The 21,432-nt window shown below is 60.8% G+C and carries 17 protein-coding genes and 2 tRNA genes; 17 read left to right on the top strand and 2 right to left on the bottom strand.

The window, feature by feature from the left end:
- The 17 genes from NFX52_RS22185 to NFX52_RS22105 form a co-directional block, all read left to right on the top strand.
- On the top strand, positions 1 to 126 hold a 126-nt coding region (locus tag NFX52_RS22185; RefSeq protein ID WP_456057495.1), incomplete at its 5' end, for an EF-Tu C-terminal domain-related protein.
- A gap of 14 nt (positions 127 to 140) precedes the next feature.
- Positions 141 to 216 (top strand) — tRNA-Trp (locus NFX52_RS22180).
- A gap of 91 nt (positions 217 to 307) precedes the next feature.
- On the top strand, positions 308 to 694 hold the full coding sequence (gene secE / locus NFX52_RS22175; protein ID WP_055398509.1) for a preprotein translocase subunit SecE: 387 nt from the start codon (positions 308 to 310) through the stop codon (positions 692 to 694).
- The gene (nusG, locus tag NFX52_RS22170) at positions 691 to 1,287 is read left to right on the top strand and encodes a transcription termination/antitermination protein NusG (protein ID WP_082437456.1); all 597 of its coding nucleotides are present in this window, start codon (positions 691 to 693) and stop codon (positions 1,285 to 1,287) included. The genes secE and nusG overlap by 4 nt, the downstream gene beginning before the upstream one ends.
- Before the next feature lie 163 nt (positions 1,288 to 1,450).
- Entirely contained in the window at positions 1,451 to 1,882 is a 432-nt protein-coding gene (gene rplK, locus NFX52_RS22165) for a 50S ribosomal protein L11 (RefSeq protein WP_010467238.1), read from the top strand.
- The gene (rplA, locus tag NFX52_RS22160; RefSeq protein ID WP_055398510.1) at positions 1,883 to 2,578 is read left to right on the top strand and encodes a 50S ribosomal protein L1; all 696 of its coding nucleotides are present in this window, start codon (positions 1,883 to 1,885) and stop codon (positions 2,576 to 2,578) included. It begins immediately after the preceding gene.
- A gap of 233 nt (positions 2,579 to 2,811) precedes the next feature.
- Complete coding sequence (rplJ, locus tag NFX52_RS22155; RefSeq protein ID WP_055398511.1) at positions 2,812 to 3,336, top strand: 50S ribosomal protein L10; 525 nt, start codon at positions 2,812 to 2,814, stop codon at positions 3,334 to 3,336.
- A 40-nt stretch (positions 3,337 to 3,376) separates the two neighbouring features.
- A complete protein-coding gene (gene rplL, locus NFX52_RS22150) occupies positions 3,377 to 3,754 on the top strand; it encodes a 50S ribosomal protein L7/L12 (protein ID WP_008907085.1) in 378 nt (125 codons plus the stop codon).
- Positions 3,755 to 4,021: 267 nt separating this feature from the next.
- Entirely contained in the window at positions 4,022 to 8,134 is a 4,113-nt protein-coding gene (rpoB, locus tag NFX52_RS22145; protein ID WP_055398512.1) for a DNA-directed RNA polymerase subunit beta, read from the top strand.
- A gap of 21 nt (positions 8,135 to 8,155) precedes the next feature.
- Entirely contained in the window at positions 8,156 to 12,391 is a 4,236-nt protein-coding gene (gene rpoC, locus NFX52_RS22140; protein WP_252635824.1) for a DNA-directed RNA polymerase subunit beta', read from the top strand.
- Positions 12,392 to 12,547: 156 nt separating this feature from the next.
- Complete coding sequence (locus NFX52_RS22135) at positions 12,548 to 13,132, top strand: LemA family protein (RefSeq protein WP_055398514.1); 585 nt, start codon at positions 12,548 to 12,550, stop codon at positions 13,130 to 13,132.
- Positions 13,133 to 13,307: 175 nt separating this feature from the next.
- Positions 13,308 to 14,609 (top strand): 16S rRNA (cytosine(967)-C(5))-methyltransferase RsmB, encoded by a 1,302-nt coding sequence (gene rsmB, locus NFX52_RS22130; protein ID WP_435301295.1) that lies wholly within the window; start codon positions 13,308 to 13,310, stop codon positions 14,607 to 14,609.
- Between the two features lie 61 nt (positions 14,610 to 14,670).
- Positions 14,671 to 15,228: a DUF4390 domain-containing protein gene (locus NFX52_RS22125; RefSeq protein ID WP_055398521.1), complete on the top strand. Its 558-nt coding sequence runs from the start codon at positions 14,671 to 14,673 to the stop codon at positions 15,226 to 15,228.
- Positions 15,225 to 17,522: a sensor histidine kinase gene (locus tag NFX52_RS22120; RefSeq protein WP_252635822.1), complete on the top strand. Its 2,298-nt coding sequence runs from the start codon at positions 15,225 to 15,227 to the stop codon at positions 17,520 to 17,522. Before NFX52_RS22125 ends, NFX52_RS22120 begins: the two co-directional genes overlap by 4 nt.
- A gap of 39 nt (positions 17,523 to 17,561) precedes the next feature.
- Complete coding sequence (locus tag NFX52_RS22115; protein ID WP_055398517.1) at positions 17,562 to 18,245, top strand: response regulator; 684 nt, start codon at positions 17,562 to 17,564, stop codon at positions 18,243 to 18,245.
- Positions 18,246 to 18,311: 66 nt separating this feature from the next.
- Positions 18,312 to 18,387: transfer RNA gene (locus NFX52_RS22110), tRNA-Phe, on the top strand.
- Positions 18,388 to 18,558: 171 nt separating this feature from the next.
- The gene (locus NFX52_RS22105; protein WP_055398518.1) at positions 18,559 to 19,914 is read left to right on the top strand and encodes a tyrosine-type recombinase/integrase; all 1,356 of its coding nucleotides are present in this window, start codon (positions 18,559 to 18,561) and stop codon (positions 19,912 to 19,914) included.
- Here NFX52_RS22105 and NFX52_RS22100 read toward each other — a convergent pair.
- Positions 19,898 to 20,140, bottom strand: coding sequence for a helix-turn-helix transcriptional regulator (locus tag NFX52_RS22100; RefSeq protein WP_082437457.1), 243 nt, complete (start codon positions 20,138 to 20,140; stop codon positions 19,898 to 19,900). The genes NFX52_RS22105 and NFX52_RS22100 overlap by 17 nt on opposite strands.
- A 566-nt stretch (positions 20,141 to 20,706) precedes the next feature.
- Positions 20,707 to 21,258, bottom strand: a complete 552-nt coding sequence (locus tag NFX52_RS22095; RefSeq protein WP_055398519.1) for a hypothetical protein — start codon at positions 21,256 to 21,258, stop codon at positions 20,707 to 20,709.
- Between the last annotated feature and the right edge of the window lie 174 nt (positions 21,259 to 21,432).

Below are 21,432 nucleotides of genomic sequence, written 5' to 3'. Positions count from 1 at the left end.
GGTGACAACGTGTCGATCACTGTGAAGCTGATCAACCCCATCGCCATGGAAGAAGGTCTGCGCTTCGCTATCCGCGAAGGCGGCCGTACCGTGGGCGCTGGCGTCGTGGCCAAGATCATTGCTTAATTAGCAAGGTATACAGGGGTATAGCTCAATTGGCAGAGCGTCGGTCTCCAAAACCGAAGGTTGTAGGTTCGATTCCTACTGCCCCTGCCACTTGAATGTGGCCCAAAACAAGCCCGCCAGACCCTGGCGGGCTTCGGTGTCTTAAGTGATGCCGTGCATCGGAAGCAGGAAATACTCAAAGATGGCCACTTCACAGGTTGAAACAGTCAATACAGGCGCAGACAAGGCCAAGCTCGCTGCGGTGGTGGCTCTGGTCATCGCTTCGGTTGTAGGCTTCTATTTGTTGGGAAAACAAGGCGCTGTGGTGCAGTGGGCTGCGCTGATCGTTGGGCTGGCTGCTGCTGCTGGCGTGTTCTTGGTGTCGGAGTCCGGTCGCCAGTTCGTCGCCTTTGCCAAAGACGCTTGGCGCGAGGTGAAGAAGGTCGTTTGGCCCACCCGCAAGGAAACCCTGCAGATGACGGCCTACGTATTCGCCTTTGTGGTGATCATGGCCCTTTTCCTGTGGTTCACTGACAAGACGCTGGAATGGGTCTTGTACGACTTGATTTTGGGCTGGAGAAAGTCATGACAACCGCTGCGGAAATCACTGGAGCAGAAGCTCCTGCAGGCGCTTCTGCTTCGGCAAATCCCGATCTGCGTTGGTACATTGTCCATGCCTACTCGGGCATGGAAAAGGCTGTGGAGCGCAATATTCAGGAGCGGATTGGTCGCTCGGGTATGCAGGACAAGTTTGGTCGCATTCTTGTGCCGACCGAGGAAGTGGTCGAAATGAAGAACGGTCAGCGCAAGACGACAGAGCGTCGCTTGTTTCCTGGCTATGTGTTCGTCGAGATGGTGATGGACGATGACACCTGGCATCTGGTGAAGCACACCAACAAGGTGACGGGGTTTGTGGGGGGGGCGAAAAATCGCCCTGCGCCGATTTCTGAAGAGGAAGTCCAGAAAATCGTCAGCCAGATGCAGGAAGGCACAGACAAGCCTCGCCACAAGATCGAATTCATGGTGGGCGAACTTGTTCGTGTCAAAGAAGGTCCCTTCACCGACTTCAATGGTTCGGTTGAAGAGGTCAATTACGAAAAGAGCCGTGTGCGGGTCTCCGTGATGATTTTTGGCCGCTCCACGCCGGTCGAGCTGGAGTTTGGGCAGGTCGAAAAGACATAAGCCTTTCGGATAACACCTAAGTTCTCCCTGGCAAGCCCAGGGTAAGCAGTTGGATGCCGCACTTTTCGACTCGGTGCGAACATCGTGATAGCGAGTCGTTAACCCCGGGGAGCCAGTTGTTGCGTGGTGCTACAACAGCGTTATGACCCGTAAGGAGTAAAACATGGCGAAAAAAATCGTCGGTTTTATCAAGCTGCAAGTTCCAGCTGGTAAGGCCAATCCATCCCCACCCATCGGCCCTGCACTGGGTCAGCGTGGCCTCAACATCATGGAGTTCTGCAAGGCATTTAATGCGCAGACCCAAGGTGTGGAGCCAGGTCTGCCACTGCCCGTGGTCATCACGGCGTTCGCGGACAAGAGCTTTACCTTCATCATCAAGACGCCGCCTGCGACGACTCTGATCAAGAAGGCTATCAAGCTCGAAAAAGGTTCTTCCAATCCGTTGAAGACCAAGGTTGGCAAGATCACGCGCGAACAGCTCGAAGAAATCGCCAAGACCAAGATGAAGGACATGAATGCGGCAAATGTTGACGCTGCCGTCCGTACGCTGGCTGGTTCCGCTCGCTCGATGGGCGTGACGGTGGAGGGTTTGTAAATGGCCAAGTTGACAAAAAAGCAAAAGGCCCTGCAGGGCAAGGTTGACAGCACCAAGCTGTACGCCTTTGCAGATGCCGTGGTTCTGGTGAAGGAAGCTGCTACTGCTAAGTTCGATGAATCCATCGACGTGGCTGTTCAGCTGGGCATTGATGCCAAGAAGTCCGACCAGGTGGTGCGTGGCGCTGTCGTGCTGCCCAACGGTACTGGCAAGACGACCCGTGTGGCCGTCTTTGCGCAAGGTGCCAAGGCGGAAGAAGCCAAGGCTGCTGGCGCTGACATCGTTGGCATGGATGACCTGGCTGCCATGGTGAAGGCAGGTGACATGCCCTTCGACGTGGTGATCGCTGCTCCTGACGCCATGCGCGTTGTAGGTACCTTGGGTCAGATCCTGGGCCCACGTGGCCTGATGCCAAACCCCAAGGTGGGCACGGTTACCCCCGACGTGGCTACGGCTGTGAAAAATGCCAAGGCAGGTCAGGTGCAGTTCCGTGTGGACAAGGCCGGTATCGTGCACAGCACCATTGGTCGCCGCTCGTTCGACAATGAAAAGCTGCAAGGTAACTTGGCTGCACTGATCGACGCTCTGAACAAGGCTAAGCCTGCTTCGAGCAAGGGTCTGTACCTGCGCAAGGTCGCTGTGTCCTCCACGATGGGCGTTGGCGTCCGCGTTGATACGCAATCCATCGCAGCGTAATTGCGGTAAAAAATCTTCGGGCCTGCAAGGGCCTGATGTGGTGGGCTGGGGTGGTGTAACAACCATCTCCAGGCCATCCAAGACCGTTGGTGTGCAGCCTTGCACTTAATCCCTCCGGGGCCAACGCAGATGGCGATCCCGCTGCAGATGGAATTCATTCCGAAACAGTTGGTCGCTGCAACAAGAGCGTGTACGAGGGCGCAAGCCTGAATGCACAATTTAAGGAGTAGACCTTGAGTCTTAATCGCAGTGAGAAAGAAGCGGTCATCAGTGAAGTGACCAGCCTCGCCGCTAAAGCTCAAACGCTTGTGATCGCGGAATACCGTGGCATCACGGTCGCCGACATGACCAAACTGCGTGTGGAAGCTCGCAGCAAGGGCGTGAACCTGAGTGTTCTGAAGAACACTTTGGCCCGCCGTGCTGTGGCTGGCAGCGCGTTTGACGTGGTGGCTGACCAGATGACCGGTCCTCTGATCTATGGCTTCTCCGAAGACGCCGTGGCTGCCGCGAAAGTGGTGGCTGACTTTGCGAAAACCAACGACAAGCTGGTGATTCGCGGTGGCGCTTTCGGTGGTAAGGCCCTGGACGTGAACGGCGTTAAGCAACTGGCCAACATTCCTTCCAAGGAAGTTCTGCTGGCTCAGATTTGTGGCTTGCTTATGTCCCCCATGTCGCGTACGGCCGTTGTGCTGGGCGCACTGGCGGCGAAAAAAGGCGAAGGCGCAGCCGCACCGGCCGCCGAACCTGTTGCGGCTTGATAGCCCGGCAGACAACCAACACAATTGTTAGGAAATCAAAATGGCATTCGATAAAGACGCATTTTTGACCGCGCTGGACAGCATGACGGTTCTGGAACTCAATGACCTGGTGAAGGCCATTGAAGAGAAGTTTGGCGTGAGCGCTGCAGCCATGGCTGCTCCTGCTGCCGCTGGTGGTGGCGCTGGCGCCGCTGCTGCTGAAGAAAAGACGGAATTCAACGTGGTGCTGACCGAAGCTGGCGCCAACAAGGTGTCCGTCATCAAGGCAGTGCGCGAAATCACCGGCCTGGGCCTCAAGGAAGCCAAGGACCTGGTGGACGGCGCTCCAAAGAACGTCAAGGAAGGCATTGCCAAGGCCGACGCCGAAGCAGCCGTCAAGAAGCTGGTGGAAGCCGGCGCCAAGGCCGAACTCAAGTAATTCGGTCTTGCTCAAGGGCTGGAGTGCTCCTCAAAGGGCCTCCAGCCTTTGGTGCTTTCAGAGCGCACCCGAAAGCCGCTGTGCAAACGCTGGTTTTCGAGTGTCTTCTGACAACCCCGACAGCAGAAGACGCCTTGGTTCGGGTGATGTGCAACGCATCACCGTCCGCCATGGTTGGTAGTGGCCAACCGCCAAGCCCGTAAGGACAGCGCTCCTTGCGGGTCAGTCGTCGAAGACCCAGGACTCATGTCTTTGCCCGGAGATCTCATGGCCTATTCCTACACCGAACGCAAGCGAATTCGCAAAAGTTTCGGCACCCGCGATAGCGTGCTCGAAGTTCCTTATCTGCTGCAGATGCAGAAGGACGCTTACACCGCTTTCTTGCAGGCTGATAAAGCACCCCAGAAAAGAACCATCGAAGGCCTTCAGGCTGCATTCGACGCTGCCTTTCCTATCGTCTCCCACAACGGTTTTGTGGAGATGAAGTTCATTGAATACAACCTGGCCAAGCCGGCTTTTGATGTGCGCGAGTGCCAGACCCGTGGTCTGACCTTTGCCTCGGCTGTGCGCGCCAAGGTGCAACTGATCATCTATGACCGCGAGTCCTCGACGTCGCAGTCCAAGGTGGTCAAGGAAGTGAAGGAGCAAGAGGTCTACATGGGTGAAGTGCCCCTGATGACCGACAAGGGCTCGTTCATCATCAACGGCACCGAGCGTGTGATCGTGTCGCAGCTGCACCGTTCGCCTGGTGTATTTTTCGAGCATGACAAGGGCAAGACCCACAGCTCGGGCAAGCTGCTGTTCTCGGCGCGCATCATTCCTTACCGTGGTTCGTGGCTCGACTTCGAGTTCGACCCCAAGGACATCCTGTACTTCCGCGTGGACCGTCGCCGCAAGATGCCGGTCACGATCCTGCTCAAGGCCATCGGCCTGAATCCAGAATCTATCCTGGCGAACTTCTTCGTCAACGATAACTTCCGTCTGATGGACAGCGGTGCACAAATGGAATTTGTGTCCGAGCGTCTGCGTGGTGAAGTGGCCCGTTTTGACATCACGGACAAGTCCGGCAAGGTCGTAGTGGCCAAGGACAAGCGCGTGACGGCTCGCCACACCCGCGAACTGGAACAGTCTGGCACGACGCACATCAGCGTGCCCGAAGACTTCCTGATCGGTCGTGTCGTGGCCCGCAACATTGTGGATGCGGACACTGGTGAGATCATCGCCAAGGCCAATGACGAGCTGACCGAAGCGCTGCTCAAGAAGCTGCGCAGCGCTGGTGTGCAAGACGTACAGTGCATCTACACCAATGAACTCGACCAGGGGGCGTACATGTCGCAGACCCTACGCATCGACGAAACGGTGGACGAATTTGCTGCGCGCGTGGCCATCTACCGCATGATGCGCCCCGGCGAGCCGCCAACGGAAGACGCCGTGCAGGCCCTGTTCCAGCGCCTGTTCTACAACCCCGACACGTACGATCTGTCGCGTGTGGGCCGCATGAAGTTCAACGCCAAGATTGGCCGCGACGAATCCACTGGCCCCATGGTGCTGTCCAACGAAGACATCCTGGCCGTGGTCAAGATCCTGGTCGACCTGCGCAACGGCAACGGCGAAGTCGATGACATCGACCACCTGGGCAACCGCCGCGTGCGCTGCGTGGGCGAACTGGCCGAAAACCAGTACCGCACCGGCTTGGCACGTATCGAAAAGGCTGTGAAGGAACGTCTGGGCCAGGCCGAGCAAGAGCCGCTCATGCCCCACGATTTGATCAACAGCAAGCCGATCTCGGCCGCCCTGAAGGAATTCTTCGGCGCGTCGCAGCTGTCGCAGTTCATGGACCAGACCAATCCGCTCGCCGAAATCACGCACAAGCGCCGTGTTTCCGCCCTGGGCCCGGGTGGTCTGACCCGCGAACGCGCAGGCTTCGAAGTGCGCGACGTGCACGTAACCCATTACGGCCGCGTCTGCCCTATCGAAACGCCTGAAGGCCCTAACATCGGCCTGATCAACTCGCTGGCCCTGTACGCTCGCCTGAACGAGTACGGTTTCATCGAAACCCCGTACCGCCGCGTGGTGGATGGCAAGGTCACGAACGAGATCGACTACCTCTCGGCCATCGAAGAAGGCAAGTACGTGATCGCGCAGGCCAACGCCGTGCTCGACAAGGATGGCCGTTTGACGGGTGATCTGGTGTCTGCCCGTGAGAAGGGTGAATCCATTCTGTGTGGTGCAGACCGCGTGCAGTACATGGACGTGTCGCCCGCGCAGATCGTGTCGGTCGCGGCTTCGCTGGTGCCCTTCCTGGAACACGATGATGCGAACCGCGCGCTGATGGGCGCCAACATGTCGCGCCAGGCCGTGCCAGTGCTGCGTCCTGAAAAGCCGCTGGTGGGCACGGGCATCGAGCGCGTGGCTGCTGTGGACTCGGGCACCGTCGTGACGGCGACCCGTGGCGGTGTGGTGGACTATGTGGATGCGACCCGTATCGTGATCCGCGTCAACGATGCCGAAGCCGTGGCCGGTGAAGTGGGTGTGGACATCTACAACCTCATCAAGTACCAGCGTTCTAACCAGAACACCAATATCCACCAGCGCCCCATCGTCAAGAAGGGCGACATGCTGGTCAAGGGTGACGTGATCGCCGACGGCGCATCGACGGACTTCGGCGAAATCGCCATCGGCCAGAACATGCTGATCGCGTTCATGCCTTGGAACGGCTACAACTTCGAAGACTCGATCCTGATCTCCGAACGCGTGGTGGCCGAAGACCGCTATACCTCGATTCACATCGAGGAACTCGTGGTCATGGCGCGCGACACGAAGCTGGGCGCCGAAGAAATCACGCGCGACATTCCGAACCTGTCGGAGCAGCAACTGAACCGCCTGGACGAGTCCGGCATCATCTACGTGGGTGCCGAAGTGCAACCCGGCGATACGCTGGTCGGCAAGGTCACGCCCAAGGGCGAAACGACGCTCACGCCTGAAGAGAAGCTGCTGCGCGCCATCTTCGGCGAGAAGGCTTCCGACGTGAAGGACACCTCGTTGCGCGTGGACCAGGGCTCATCGGGCACAGTGATCGACGTGCAGGTGTTCACCCGTGAAGGCATCCAGCGTGACAAGCGCGCCCAGCAGATCATCGACGATGAACTCAAGCGTTTCCGCCTGGACCTGAACGACCAGCTGCGCATTGTGGAAGCCGACGCTTTCGACCGCATCGAAAAGCTGCTGAACGGCCGTGTGGCCAACGGCGGCCCGCAGAAGTTGGCCAAGGGCACGAAGATCGACAAGGCCTACCTGTCGTCCGTCGAGAAGTTCCACTGGTTCGACATCCGCCCGGCTGAAGACGAAGTAGCTACGCAACTCGAGTCCATCAAGAACGCGCTGGAGCAGACGCGCCACAGCTTCGACTTGGCTTTTGAAGAAAAGCGCAAGAAGCTCACGCAAGGCGACGAGTTGCCAGCTGGCGTGCTGAAGATGGTCAAGGTGTACTTGGCCGTCAAGCGCCGTCTGCAGCCAGGTGACAAGATGGCCGGCCGCCACGGTAACAAGGGTGTGGTCTCCAAGATCGTTCCGGTCGAAGACATGCCTTACATGGCCGACGGCACACCTGCCGATATCGTTCTGAACCCGCTGGGCGTGCCCTCGCGGATGAACATTGGTCAGGTGCTGGAAGTCCACCTGGGCTGGGCCGGCAAGGGCATTGGCCAACGCATCGGCAACATGCTGCAGGAGCAGGCCAAGGCCGCCGACATGCGCAAATTCCTCGAAGAGGTGTACAACTCGCGCGGTCGCACGGAAGACCTGTCGCTGCTCAGCGATGACGACGTGATGGCCATGGCTGCCAACCTGACCAACGGTGTGCCTTATGCGACGCCCGTGTTCGATGGTGCTTCGGAAGAAGAAATCAAGGACATGCTCAAGATCGCCTACCCAGACGACATTGCAGAGCGCAAGGGCCTCACGCCTACCCGCACGCAGGCGTACCTGTTCGATGGCCGTACGGGCGAGCGCTTCGAGCGTCCGACCACCATTGGCTACATGCACTACCTGAAGCTGCACCATTTGGTGGACGACAAGATGCACGCCCGCTCGACCGGTCCTTACTCGCTCGTCACGCAGCAGCCGCTGGGTGGTAAGGCGCAGTTTGGTGGCCAGCGTTTCGGGGAAATGGAAGTGTGGGCGCTGGAAGCTTACGGCGCCGCCTACGTCCTGCAGGAAATGCTGACCGTGAAGTCCGACGACGTGGTGGGCCGTACCAAGGTGTACGAATCCATTGTCAAGGGCGAACACGCCATCGAAGCCGGCATGCCGGAATCGTTCAACGTGCTGGTCAAGGAAATCCGTTCGCTGGGCCTGGACATCGAGCTGGAACGCTCCTAAGCAGAAAAGGAAAGAGTCACTATGAAATCGCTACTCGACCTGTTCAAGCAATTCACGCCGGACGAGCATTTCGATGCCATCCGCATCGGCATGGCTTCGCCCGAAAAGATCCGTTCGTGGTCTTTCGGCGAAGTGAAGAAGCCCGAAACCATCAACTATCGCACGTTCAAGCCCGAGCGCGACGGCCTGTTCTGCGCCAAGATTTTTGGTCCTATCAAGGACTACGAATGCCTGTGCGGCAAGTACAAGCGCCTCAAGCACCGTGGTGTGATCTGCGAGAAGTGCGGCGTTGAAGTCACGCAGACCAAGGTGCGCCGCGAGCGCATGGGTCACATCGACCTGGCCGCACCGTGCGCCCACATCTGGTTCCTGAAGTCGCTGCCATCGCGTCTGGGCCTGGTGCTGGACATGACGCTGCGCGACATTGAGCGCGTGCTGTACTTTGAAGCCTATGTGGTGACCGACCCTGGCATGACGCCGCTGAAGAAGTTCAGCATCATGTCCGAGGACGACTACGACGCCAAGCGCAAGGAATACGGCGACGAATTCATCGCCAAGATGGGCGCTGAGGGTATCAAGGACCTGCTGGAATCCATCGACATCGACATGTCGATTGAGCGCCTGCGTGGCGACCTGACCGGCTCTGAAGTCAAGGTCAAGAAGAACGCCAAGCGCCTGAAGGTGCTGGAAGCGTTCAAGAAGTCGGGCATCAAGCCCGAGTGGATGGTGCTCGAAGTGCTGCCCGTGCTGCCACCGGACCTGCGTCCGCTGGTGCCGCTGGACGGCGGCCGCTTTGCGACCTCCGACCTGAACGACCTGTACCGCCGCGTCATCAACCGCAACTCGCGTCTGCGCCGCCTGCTGGAGCTGAAGGCCCCTGAAATCATCGCCCGCAACGAAAAGCGCATGCTGCAGGAAGCTGTGGACTCGCTGCTGGACAACGGCCGCCGTGGCAAGGCCATGACGGGCGCCAACAAGCGTGCTCTGAAGTCGCTGGCCGACATGATCAAGGGCAAGTCGGGTCGCTTCCGCCAGAACTTGCTGGGCAAGCGCGTGGACTACTCCGGTCGTTCCGTTATTACCGTGGGCCCAACGCTCAAGCTGCACCAGTGCGGCCTGCCCAAGCTGATGGCGCTGGAACTGTTCAAGCCTTTCATCTTCTCGCGCCTCGAAGCCATGGGCATCGCGACGACGATCAAGGCCGCCAAGAAGGAAGTCGAATCCGGCACCCCCGTGGTGTGGGACATCCTGGAAGAGGTGATCAAAGAGCACCCCGTGATGCTGAACCGTGCGCCTACGCTGCACCGTTTGGGTATCCAGGCCTTTGAGCCCATCCTGATCGAAGGCAAGGCCATTCAGCTGCACCCCCTCGTTTGCGCGGCCTTCAACGCCGACTTCGACGGTGACCAGATGGCTGTCCACGTCCCGCTGTCGGTGGAAGCGCAGATGGAAGCCCGCACGCTGATGCTGGCCTCCAACAACGTGCTGTTCCCTGCGTCGGGCGAACCCTCCATCGTTCCTTCGCAGGACGTGGTGCTGGGCTTGTACTACGCCACCCGCGATCGCATCAACGGCAAGGGCGAAGGCCTGGTGTTTGCCGATACCGGTGAAGTGCAACGTGCTCTGGACGCCGGCGAGGTCGAACTGGCCGCCAAGATCACGGTGCGCATGACCGAGTGGACCAAGAACAAGGAAACGGGCGAATTCGTTCCGTCCACCTCGCTCGTGGAAACCACGGCCGGCCGTGCGCTGCTGTCCGAGATTCTGCCCAAGGGCTTGCCGTTCTCCAACATGAACAAGGCGCTCAAGAAGAAGGAAATCTCGCGCCTGATCAACGTGTCCTTCCGCAAGTGTGGTCTGAAGGAAACGGTCGTGTTTGCCGACAAGCTGCTGCAAAACGGCTTCCGTCTGGCTACGCGCGCCGGCATCTCGATCGCCATTGATGACATGCTGGTGCCGCCACAAAAGGCCGGCATCATCGAGCGTTCCGAGAAGGAAGTGAAGGAGATCGAACAGCAGTATGTGTCCGGTCTGGTCACCTCTGGCGAGCGCTACAACAAGGTGGTGGACATCTGGGGCAAGGCCGGCGACGAAGTGTCCAAGGTGATGATGGCCCAGCTGTCCAAGCAGAAGGTCATGGACCGCCACGGCAAGGAAGTGGACCAGGAGTCCTTCAACTCCATCTACATGATGGCCGACTCTGGCGCTCGCGGTTCTGCAGCCCAGATTCGTCAGGTGGCCGGTATGCGGGGTCTGATGGCCAAGCCAGACGGCTCGATCATCGAAACGCCTATCACCGCGAACTTCCGCGAAGGTCTGAACGTGCTGGAGTACTTCATCTCCACCCACGGTGCCCGTAAGGGTCTGGCCGACACGGCGCTGAAGACCGCCAACTCGGGTTACCTGACCCGCCGTCTGGTGGACGTGACGCAGGATCTGGTGGTGACCGAAGAAGATTGCGGCACTTCCAATGGTTCGCTGATGCGCGCCATCGTCGAAGGCGGTGAAGTGATCGAATCGCTGCGCGACCGTATCCTGGGCCGCACGGCGGCTGAAGACGTGCTGCACCCCGAGAACCGCTCGGTGCTGGTCTCAGCGGGTGTCATGCTCGACGAAGACCTCATCGAAGAACTCGAAGCGGCTGGCGTGGACGAAGTGAAGGTTCGCACGGCACTGACCTGCGAAACCCGCTACGGCCTGTGCGCCAAGTGCTACGGCCGCGACTTGGGCCGTGGCGGCCTGATCAACCTCGGCGAAGCCGTGGGTGTGATTGCTGCCCAGTCCATCGGTGAACCCGGCACGCAGCTGACCATGCGCACGTTCCACATCGGTGGTGCCGCATCGCGCGCTGCCATCGCATCGAGCGTGGAAGCCAAGTCCAACGGCGTGATCGGCTTCAACGCCACGATGCGCTACGTGAGCAACACCAAGGGTGAGCTGGTGGTGATTGCGCGTTCGGGTGAAATCATCATCCACGACGAGCATGGCCGCGAGCGCGAACGCCACAAGGTGCCTTACGGTGCAACGCTGACGGTCAAGGCCGACCAGACCATCAAGGCTGGCACCATCCTCGCCAACTGGGATCCGCTGACGCGCCCCATCATCACCGAGTTCGCCGGTCAGACCAAGTTCGAGAATGTCGAAGAAGGTCTCACGGTGGCCAAGCAGGTCGATGAAGTGACCGGCCTGTCCACGCTGGTGGTGATCGATCCGAAGCGCCGTGGCGCTGCCAAGGTCGTTCGCCCGCAGGTGAAGCTGATCGATGCCCAGGGCAACGAAGTGAAGATCCCTGGCACCGACCACTCGGTGACCATCGGCTTCCAGGTGGGCGCTCTGATTCAGGTGCGCGATGGCCAGGACGTGGGCCCCGGCGAAGTGCTGGCGCGTATTCCGGTCGAAGGCCAGAAGACCCGCGACATTACCGGCGGTCTGCCCCGCGTGGCCGAGCTGTTCGAAGCCCGTACGCCTAAGGACAAGGGAACGCTGGCCGAGATGACCGGTACCGTGTCGTTCGGCAAGGAAACCAAGGGCAAGGTCCGCTTGCAGATCACTGATCCTGAAGGCCATGTGTTCGAAGAACTCGTGCCCAAGGAAAAGAACATCCTGGTGCACGAAGGCCAGGTGGTGAACAAGGGCGAATCGATTGTGGACGGCCCGGCCGACCCACAAGACATCCTGCCTTTGCTGGGTATCGAAGAGCTGTCGCGCTACATCGTGGATGAAGTGCAGGATGTGTACCGCTTGCAGGGTGTGAAGATCAACGACAAGCACATCGAGGTGATCGTTCGCCAGATGCTGCGCCGCGTCGTGGTCGAGAACGTTGGCGAGTCCAACTACATCGCCGGTGAACAGATCGAGCGTTCCGAGATCCTCAACACCAACGATGCGTTGCAGGCCGAAGGCAAGATCCCCGCGACCTACAGCAACCTGCTGCTGGGTATCACCAAGGCTTCGCTGTCGACCGACTCGTTCATCTCGGCCGCTTCCTTCCAGGAAACGACCCGCGTGCTCACCGAGGCTGCCATCATGGGCAAGCGCGACGAGCTGCGTGGCCTGAAGGAAAACGTGATCGTGGGTCGCCTGATCCCGGCCGGTACCGGCATGGCCTACCACCAGGCACGCAAGGCCAAGGACGCCATGGACGACGCCGAGCGCCGCGCCATTGCTGAAGCCGAAGCCGCCGAGATGGAAGCCCAGGGTGAAGCAACGGAAGTCGAGGGCAGCACCTCCACCGCGACCGACGCAGCCGCTGACTAAGCCTTCGGGCCGCCTCTGAAAAGCTCCCGTCCTGTCCCTGGCAGGCCGGGAGCTTTTTTCTGGAACCCGCACTTCGATCTTTCGTAGTCTTCGCCTTTCTCCCTCATTTCCTTATCGGGCCGTAACGCGTGGTGCACGCGAGGACGGCAACTGTGCATGTGGTCATCGCCCCTTTTCTGGATTGTTTTTGCCATTGCCGCTTTTTGGGCGCTGGGCGCCTACAACCGCCTGATGCGGCTGCGCTCGGCCGTTGTGCAGGCGTTTGGCAGCTTTGACGCTCACATGGTGCGCCAGCTGTCTTTGATGGGTGAGTATGGTGCGGCGCAAGCCGTACAGCAGGCCCCCTCGGCGGGTGGCACGGAGCCAGAGATGGCGGCACTGCAAGGCGCCACCACCCAGCTGAGCGCATCCTTGGCCATGGCGCGGGCGCGTCCCTTGCAGCCAGACGCGGTGGCCGCCTTGGCGGCAGCGCGCGAGGTGCTCCATGCGTCCTGGCAGAAGGCCACACACAACAGTGGGCAAGCGACCCGGGCGCAGACGTCTGTGGCTACCGCCGCTGCGGACGCGCCGCCCGTGTCCCCATCGCTGTGGCAGGTTCGGTGGGACGAGCATGTTCTGCAGAACGACCAGGCGATGCGTGTTTTCAACGAAGCGGTGTTGCACTACAACGCTGCCATTGCCCAGTTTCCAGCCAACCTGCTGGCCTGGGTGTTCGGATTCAAGGCCGCCCGCGGGCTGTAGAAAGGTTGCCAGGACCACAATGAACCCACCCGCACCACGACAACAACCCCCACGCCCTGCGTCCCGCCCCGGGCCTAACAAGCGAGCCGACAGAGCCAACAACGCGCCAGCCCGTGACCGGACGCTTTCCGGCCCGGGCGGTCAGCCCGTAGCGCTATGGCAACAGTTGGAGGCTGTGGCCAGTGCCTTGCAGGCCATTCGCGCCGGGCAGTCGGGCACCGCAGCACTGGCGGCGGTAGACACAGCTCTGCGCCCTGGGGTGCAGTCTCTCCTGTTCCAGGTGCTGCGCCAGGCCGGACGGGCGGAGGCGTTGCGCCGCCAGATGGTTGCACGCACGCCTCCACCGGCTGCGGATGCGCTGTTGTGTACGGCGCTGGCGCTGTGCTGGAACCCTGAGGAGTCGCCGTACGAGCCGTTCACCTTGGTGAACCAGGTGGTGGAAGCGGCCAAACGCAGCGCGTCCACGCGTGCGCAGGCTTCATTCCTCAACGGTTGCTTGCGCCGCTTTCTGCGCGAACGCGAAGCGCTGGTTGCCCGCACCGATGGCGATTCGCTGGCCCGTTGGAACCATCCGGTGTGGTGGGTAGAGCGCCTGCGCAAGGACCATCCCCAGCACTGGGAGCAGATTCTGCAGGCCAACAATGCCCACGCACCGATGACGCTGCGGGTCAATGCACAAAAAAGCACTATAGCGCTTTACCAGAAAGCGCTGGAAGCTATCAATTTAGAAGCAATTCCGTCTGGGAGTGTAGGGCTGGTATTGCAGCACCCCGTGCCCGTGCAATCGCTGCCGGGGTTTGAAGAGGGCTGGGTCTCGGTGCAGGATGCCGCAGCCCAGATGGCTGCGCCCCTGTTGCTTGAAGGTCTGGACCTCACCCGGCCTGTGCGGGTGCTCGACGCCTGTGCGGCGCCCGGGGGTAAAACCGCCCACCTTCTGGAGTGGGCAGGCGCTGGTGCGCCGATACAGGTCACTGCGCTGGAGATCGATGCCACCCGCAGCGCGCGCATTGGTGAGACCTTGCAGCGCCTGGGGCTGCGCGCTCAGGTGGTGGTGGCTGATGCTGCGCGTCCGCAAGACTGGTGGCAGCAGCATTGCGATGGTGCGCAGTTCGATGCCATCTTGCTGGATGCGCCCTGCACGGCCTCGGGCATCGTGCGCCGCCATCCGGATGTGCGCTGGCTGCGCCGCGGGAGCGATATTGCGCAGCTTGCAGGCCTGCAGGCCCGGTTGCTCAAGACCCTGTGGCCGCTGTTGCGCCCTGGCGGACGGCTGCTGTATTGCACGTGTTCCGTGTTCCGTGCCGAAGGCGACGACCAGGTGCAAACGTTTCTTGCACACAACACCGATGCGCAATTGCTGCCGTCGCCGGGTCATTTAATTCCCGCCAACGGGGACAAGCCCGGAGCTGTCCCGGACAATCAGTCGGGTGACCACGACGGATTTTTTTACGCACTGTTGCAAAAATCGCCGCAATGAGTTCCGTGGGGCTCGTTGGGTGGCGATCTGTGCGCTCTTTCTCTTGGTGGCATGGGCCGCAATGGTGCAGTCGGCCATCGCTGGCCAGCCAGTGGACCCCGAGGTGGGCGAACTTCGGCTGGACCGTGCCGAGGATGGCCTCTACCTCAGCGCCACACTGCAATTTGTGCTGCCGGAGCTTGCCGAGGATGCGCTGTACAAGGGCATTCCCATGTTCTTCGTGGCCGAGGCCCAGGTTTTGCGAGACCGCTGGTACTGGTCTGACCGCCAAGTGGCTGAAACCACCCGCTATCTGCGGCTAAGTTACCAGCCGTTGACGCGACGTTGGCGTCTGAACATCTCCCCGGTACCTTTCACCAACAGTGGCCTGGGTGTGGTTTTGGGGCAGAATTTTGACAGTTATGCCGATGCGTTGTCAGCCATTCAGCGCATTTCGCGATGGAAGATCGCTGAACGCGATGTCATTGAGTCAGATGCCGTCCATACGGTCAATTTTCGGTTCCGGCTTGATATGTCGCAGTTGCCCCGACCCTTCCAGATCGGTGCCGTTGGGCGCTCGGGCTGGAATCTCCTGGTGTCCCGCAGCCAACGCCTGGCTGCAGAGACCGTCGCCAAGTGAGCCCTCCAGAGTCTTCCCAGACGGGAGCTTCCGCGTCGGCCCATGCCGCCGCACGCCAGTCGCGCGCCGTGCGCTGGGCCGTGGGGGTTGGGGCCGCCATCATGTCGGCCATTGGCATGGTGCTGTTGTTCCTGCTCACCCTGGCCACCAACAACCGCGCGCTGTACGAGCGCAACTACGCCTGGCTTTTTGGCGTGAACGTTTTGGTGGCCGTGCTGCTGCTGGCCGTGCTTGTGTGGGTGGCGGTGCGGCTGGGCATGCGCTTGCGCAAAGGGCGCTTTGGCAGTCGACTGCTGGTCAAGCTTGCGGCCATCTTTGCGCTGGTGGGGCTGATGCCGGGGCTGCTGATCTATGTGGTGTCCTACCAGTTTGTCACGCGGTCCATTGAGAGCTGGTTCGATGTGAAAGTGGAGGGCGCTCTTTCAGCGGGGGTGAACCTGGCCCGTGTGTCGCTGGATTCGCTGGCCGCCGACATGGCCTCAAAAGCGCGCAATGCCAGTGCCCAAGTGGCGCAGGTGCCTGATGCCGCGGCTGGTCTGGTGCTGGAGCGCATCCGCGACCAGCTGGGAGCCACCGACGTCGTACTCTGGAATGCTGCGGGCCAGGCGGTAGCCAGTGCAGGCCAATCGCGCTTTAGCCTGAACCCCGACCGGCCCGGCGTGGCGTTGCTGCGCACCGTGCGGCAGCAGCGCGCCACCGCGCAGATCGAGGGCCTGGACGATATTTCGGACCCTGCCGCGGCACAGAATGCGCGCGTCAAAGTGCTGGCGCTGGTCAGCAGCCCCAGCGTCGGCTTGCTCGTGGAGCCCCGATACCTGCAGGCCACGTTGCCCCTGCCGCCTGCGCTGGTGGCCAACGCCATTGCCGTGCAGGAGGCCAATCGCGAATACCAGGAGCGAGCCTTGGCCCGTGGGGGGCTGCGGCGCATGTATGTGGGCACGCTCACGCTGAGCCTGTTCCTGGCTGTCTTTGGCGCCGTGTTGCTGGCGGTGTTGCTGGGCAACCAGCTGGCCCGCCCGCTGCTGGTGCTGGCCGAGGGGGTGCGCGAGGTGGCGGCTGGCAATCTCAGCCCCAAGGCTGCATTGCAGGGTAAGGACGAGCTGGGTGGACTCACACGCTCTTTTGCACTGATGACCCAGCAGTTGTCCGACGCCCGCCATGCCGTGGAGCAGAGCATGGGCGAGGTCGATGCCGCACGCGCCAACCTGCAGACCATCCTGGACAGCCTCACGGCGGGGGTGATCGTGCTGGATGCCCAAGGTTTGATCCGATCGTCCAATCCGGGGGCCACCCGCATCCTGCGGGCGCCGATGGCGGCCTATGAGGGGCGACCCCTGTCGGAAGTGCCCGGGCTCGCCGAGTTTGCGGCGTCGGTGCAAGGGCACTTCGACGCTTTCCTGGGCGACCACGAACGCCATGGACTGGACCACTGGCAGCAGCCTTTTGAGCTGCATGCGTCTTCTGGCGGCGTCGGGCAACACGCTACCAGCCTCGTCGCGCGGGGTGCCGAACTGCCCGATTCGGCCAGACTGTTGGTTTTTGACGACATTTCGGAAATTGTTTCCGCCCAGCGCGCGCAGGCTTGGGGTGAGGTGGCGCGGCGCCTGGCGCACGAAATCAAGAACCCGCTCACGCCCATCCAGCTGTCTGCGGAGCGGCTGGAAATGAAGCTCTCTGGCAAGCTGCCCGGTCCTGAACAGGCCATCCTCGCCAAGTCCGTCAAGACCATCGTGGACCAGGTCGATGCGATGAAGCGGCTGGTCAACGAATTCCGCGATTACGCACGCTTGCCTGCTGCAGAACTCCATGCACTGGACATCAATGCCCTGGTGGCCGACGTGCTCCATCTCTACGGCGAAGAGAACGCCGCCGTGCGCGTAGAAGCCGAGCTGGACCCGCGCTGCCCCTCTATCGCAGGCGATGCGCAGCAGCTGCGGCAGGTTGTGCACAACCTGCTGCAAAACGCGCAAGACGCCACCGAGCAGGCGCGCGCTGGAACCTCGGAGGCCGTGCCCCCGGTACGCATCAGCACTCGCTGGAGTGAGTCCTCGCGCCGCGTGCGGCTCACGGTATCCGACAGTGGTGGGGGCTTTCCTGCGCACATCCTGCAGCGTGCCTTCGAGCCCTACGTCACCACCAAGCCACGGGGCACCGGCCTGGGTCTGGCCGTGGTCAAAAAGATTGCCGACGAGCACGGTGCGCGCATTGACTTGTCAAATCGGACCGAAGATGGCGTAGTGCGGGGGGCCCAAGTGTCGTTATCATTCGCCCCTGAACCAGCGGTGGCGTCATAACAACACCGCCCCGCAGTACCCCAAGGCGCTTCAACACACATGGCAAACATTCTGGTGGTCGACGATGAGCTCGGCATTCGTGATCTGCTGTCGGAAATCCTGAACGACGAAGGTCACAGCGTAGACCTCGCAGAAAACGCCACCCAGGCGCGCACGGCCCGGGTAGGCAACACCTACGACCTCGTGCTGCTCGACATCTGGATGCCGGACACCGACGGGGTTTCATTGCTCAAGGAATGGGCCACAGCGGGCGTGCTGACCATGCCCGTGATCATGATGAGTGGCCACGCCACCATCGACACCGCCGTAGAGGCCACCCGGATCGGCGCTTTCTCGTTTCTTGAAAAACCCATCACCCTGCAAAAGCTGCTCAAGGCGGTGGAGCAGGGCCTGGCACGCAACGCTGCCCACCAGTCCGCCCCGGTGGCTGCGGCCCCAGCGCCCGTCCATACCCCGGCCGACCCCACGTTTTCGCAACTGCCTGCTGTGTCGGCCATCATGGCTGGTGTCGAGGCTGGCCCGCACGCGCACCAAGGGTTTGACCTGGACCGCCCCCTGCGGGAAGCGCGCGACGGGTTTGAAAAAGCCTATTTCGAATTCCACCTGGCCCGCGAAGGCGGTTCCATGACGCGCGTGGCCGAAAAGACGGGCCTGGAGCGCACGCACCTTTATCGCAAGCTGCGCCAGCTGGGGGTCGATCTCGGCCGGGGCAAACGCGGGTAGGCTTGCAAGAAATTATTGGTGGTTTCGCCAAAACGGCCTTTTTTTCTGGTTATAATTTGAGGCTCAGGCCCGGTAGCTCAGTCGGTAGAGCAGAGGATTGAAAATCCTTGTGTCGGTGGTTCGATTCCGCCCCAGGCCACCACTCATTCTTCTCAGGCGATCCCAAGACAGCTAAAAAGTCCTTGAACATCAAGGACTTAGCCTGAAAAGGCGGCTCAGGCGGTATCGTTTGATCCCACACCGTCCCGTTCTTGCGTGTACCCAATGGTGTACCCCAGACTGCTTTTCAACCGCAGTCATTTTTGGGTACACCATGGGGCAACTCAACGAGCTTCAGATCAAGGCGGCACCGCCGCGTGACAGGGAATATTTGCTGGCTGACGGCGAGGGTTTGTACCTTCGCGTGCGACCGACCGGCAAGGTGTGGGTCTACCGCTACAAGCAACTCGGCAAAGAAGCCAAGCTGAGCCTGGGCCAGTACCCGGTGGTTTCGCTTGCTGCGGCCCGCAAAAAGGCCCGTGGCGAGGCCGAAAGGCGTTCCGAGGGTATAGATCCCAGGGAGGCGCGCCGCGAGGCTGAGGAGCGCGAGCGAGTTTCTCGCCTCAACACCTTCGAGCTGACCGCGCGCGCTTGGCATGCCCAGGCGAAGAAGGATCGCGAATGGTCGACCAGCTATGCCGAGAAGGTGCTGCGCCACTTGGAGCTGCACATCTTCCCTTGGATCGGAGCCCTGGCCATCGACACGATCGCGCCCACGGAGGTCGTGCGATGCTTGCACCGCATCAAGGAGCGCGGCAATCTGGAGACGGCCCAGCGGGTGCGCGAAGCGGTGCAGCATGCGTTTCAGTACGCCGTCGACGTAGGCACGCTGGATCCGGCCAGGAACTTCGTAAACAATCGCACCGGTGGTTTGCCGCCGCCGCGCTCTCGCCACTATGCGGCCATCACAGACCCTCAAAAACTTGGGCAATTGCTTCGCGACATGCGTGCCTACAACGGCAACATCATCACCCGCGCTGCCCTGCAGCTCTCGCCACTCCTGTTTCAGCGTCCTGGTCAGCTGCGACTGGCCCATTGGGAAGACGTAGATTTCGATCAGGCATTGTGGCGCTGTCCGCCCGAAAAAATGAAGTTGCGTGAATGGAAAAAGCGCGACCTGCGCACGCCGGCGCATCTTGTGCCGCTGCCGACGCAGGCAGTCGCCATCCTGCGGGACATCTTTCCGTTGACCGGTCCCACCGGACCAATCTTCCGAAGCATGGCGAAGCGCTCTGAAAAGACGCGCTACATGAGCGACAACACGGTCAACAGCGCGCTACGCACGCTTGGCTACGATACCAAGGAGCAGATCACAGGCCATGGTTTCCGTGCCACCGCCCGTACGCTGATTCGGGAGTTGCTGGGATGGGACCGCGAGGTCATCGAGCGGCATCTGGCTCACGTGTCCGATGAGGAGCTGGGCGGCAGCTATGACCGCACCACGCATTTCAATCAACGCTGCCGAATGATCCAGCTGTGGGCTGATCTGCTGGACGATCTGGCAGCTGACAAAGTGGTCGCGCCGGCGAGCGATATGCGATGTTCGGGTGCTGTTTCGCTGCAGTCATGGACGGGCGGCAGCCCCGCCGCAGGTGTCGGCAACGAAGAGGGATTCATGGTTGCGGCATAGCCCTGCGGTAGCCCTCCGGGTCGTCGATCCAGGCCTGAAGCGCCGCGCTCGGCCAAGCGGAGGCTCTGCCTCCCAAGTGGACAGGCTCAGGGAAGCGGCCTTCCGCAATGCGCCGGTACACGGTTGAACGGCTAAGCGCGGTAATGCGCATCACGTCGCGCAGCCGATAGAACGCAGGCGGTGCCTTGGATGGATTGGGCTTGGGCAGAGACTGGTGGAAGAGCATGCAGTTCCTTTTCGAGCAATGTCGAAAGGATGAATCCTAAGATGTCTAAAGCCAACCCAGAAGGGCGTAAGCCAGCGTTCCGGATACATGCTCGCAGCGACTAGCGGCAGCTGCTTTAAGCATTGCATCCGCCTGCTTGTCACGCCGGGGGAACAGGTTCGAGTCCCGTCCAAACGGCCGATTAAATCAACGGGATGCAGTAGAAATGCTGCACTCCGGTTTCTTTGTTTGCGCCGTGGGAACACATAGACGAAGTAGCGCGTCGATTGGTCGCAGCCAGTTCTCGCCGTCGACCTGCAGGGCGCACTGATCGATCAAGCTTGCGGGATGCCGTATTGGTCCGCTTGTGCTCTGAGCCGCGTCGCCGGTGGGCATGTGTGATGGCTCGTGTGCCTCATTGATGCAAGCCCTGCTGTTTCTCACAACCGTGCCCGCCGCGGCGGGCTTCGAGACGGGATTCCGGCTCGGAAAACAGCATGATCTGTGCTGGTCGACAATACAGGTTCGACTGGGGGTTACCTGCCCGACCAAGCCGAGCGTCTGCTGTCGCATGGCCGGTGCATGCCTCAGAAGTTGGCTGCGTATCGCTTGTAAATACGCCGTTCCAAACGCATGCTCTCTTTCTCGTTGGCTTCCAATTCGCGCATGTCGGCCTTCGGTAGGATCAGTGCGTGTTGCAAGGCGCGCTCGCCTGCATTGAGTATTGCGAATCGGCGTTTGCACAGGAACAGAAAGCGCTTGACGTCGTTGTCATTGACAAGTTGCTTTCGGATGTTATCCACCTGACGATTCTCGTACCGTCGACTTGCGTCGGGAACGAACGCAATCTCGGTGAAAGGCCTCAATCGCGGCACGAGGTCGACGACATCACCTTCGGGCGACTTCCACACGGAGTGGAACTCGGCCTCAATGAACACGCCGGGCAGTTCCCAAAGCGCCCACCCGAAGATCTGCTGCCCGCCTCTTGCGACGACCTGTTCGGCAACGATAGGAAAGCAGTCGTTGAGCGGCTTGTCCGGTGTAGGTTGGCACGAAACCTCATACGCCAGCGTGTTGGGGGCGATGGAGGCGGAGAACTCCAGAACATGGAGTGCGGAGATGTTGGCGGCAACGATCATGACTCAAGGACTCTTTATGTACGTAGGCGGTGCCGGGCGACTCCCGGGGGCCTGTCCGAATTTCTGTGTGTGAGGCTCGTTGAGCCTTCACCGATTTCGTGAAGGCGGTGGGGGATCCTACGACACCGGTCTGGTGAATCGATCTTCGTAGAGGATTGCGAACTGGTTCATGGC

Source organism: Acidovorax facilis (assembly GCF_023913775.1).
In the GTDB taxonomy this organism is placed as follows: Bacteria; Pseudomonadota; Gammaproteobacteria; order Burkholderiales; family Burkholderiaceae_C; genus Acidovorax; species Acidovorax facilis.
Note: the sequence above shows the minus strand (reverse complement) of the source record. Positions and strands in the feature narration are given on the sequence as shown.

Bases quoted from the DNA above. Each gene is read 5' to 3' on its own strand.
- NFX52_RS22135 (WP_055398514.1), top strand. From the start codon at position 12,548: ATGTGGTCATCGCCCCTTTTCTGGATTGTTTTTGCCATTGCCGCTTTT.
- rplL (WP_008907085.1), top strand. From the start codon at position 3,377: ATGGCATTCGATAAAGACGCATTTTTGACCGCGCTGGACAGCATGACG.
- rplK (WP_010467238.1), top strand. From the start codon at position 1,451: ATGGCGAAAAAAATCGTCGGTTTTATCAAGCTGCAAGTTCCAGCTGGT.
- nusG (WP_082437456.1), top strand. From the start codon at position 691: ATGACAACCGCTGCGGAAATCACTGGAGCAGAAGCTCCTGCAGGCGCT.
- NFX52_RS22125 (WP_055398521.1), top strand. From the start codon at position 14,671: ATGGTGCAGTCGGCCATCGCTGGCCAGCCAGTGGACCCCGAGGTGGGC.
- secE (WP_055398509.1), top strand. From the start codon at position 308: ATGGCCACTTCACAGGTTGAAACAGTCAATACAGGCGCAGACAAGGCC.
- NFX52_RS22100 (WP_082437457.1), bottom strand. From the start codon at position 20,140: ATGCTCTTCCACCAGTCTCTGCCCAAGCCCAATCCATCCAAGGCACCG.
- NFX52_RS22105 (WP_055398518.1), top strand. From the start codon at position 18,559: ATGGGGCAACTCAACGAGCTTCAGATCAAGGCGGCACCGCCGCGTGAC.
- rpoC (WP_252635824.1), top strand. From the start codon at position 8,156: ATGAAATCGCTACTCGACCTGTTCAAGCAATTCACGCCGGACGAGCAT.
- NFX52_RS22095 (WP_055398519.1), bottom strand. From the start codon at position 21,258: ATGATCGTTGCCGCCAACATCTCCGCACTCCATGTTCTGGAGTTCTCC.
- rpoB (WP_055398512.1), top strand. From the start codon at position 4,022: ATGGCCTATTCCTACACCGAACGCAAGCGAATTCGCAAAAGTTTCGGC.
- rplA (WP_055398510.1), top strand. From the start codon at position 1,883: ATGGCCAAGTTGACAAAAAAGCAAAAGGCCCTGCAGGGCAAGGTTGAC.
- NFX52_RS22115 (WP_055398517.1), top strand. From the start codon at position 17,562: ATGGCAAACATTCTGGTGGTCGACGATGAGCTCGGCATTCGTGATCTG.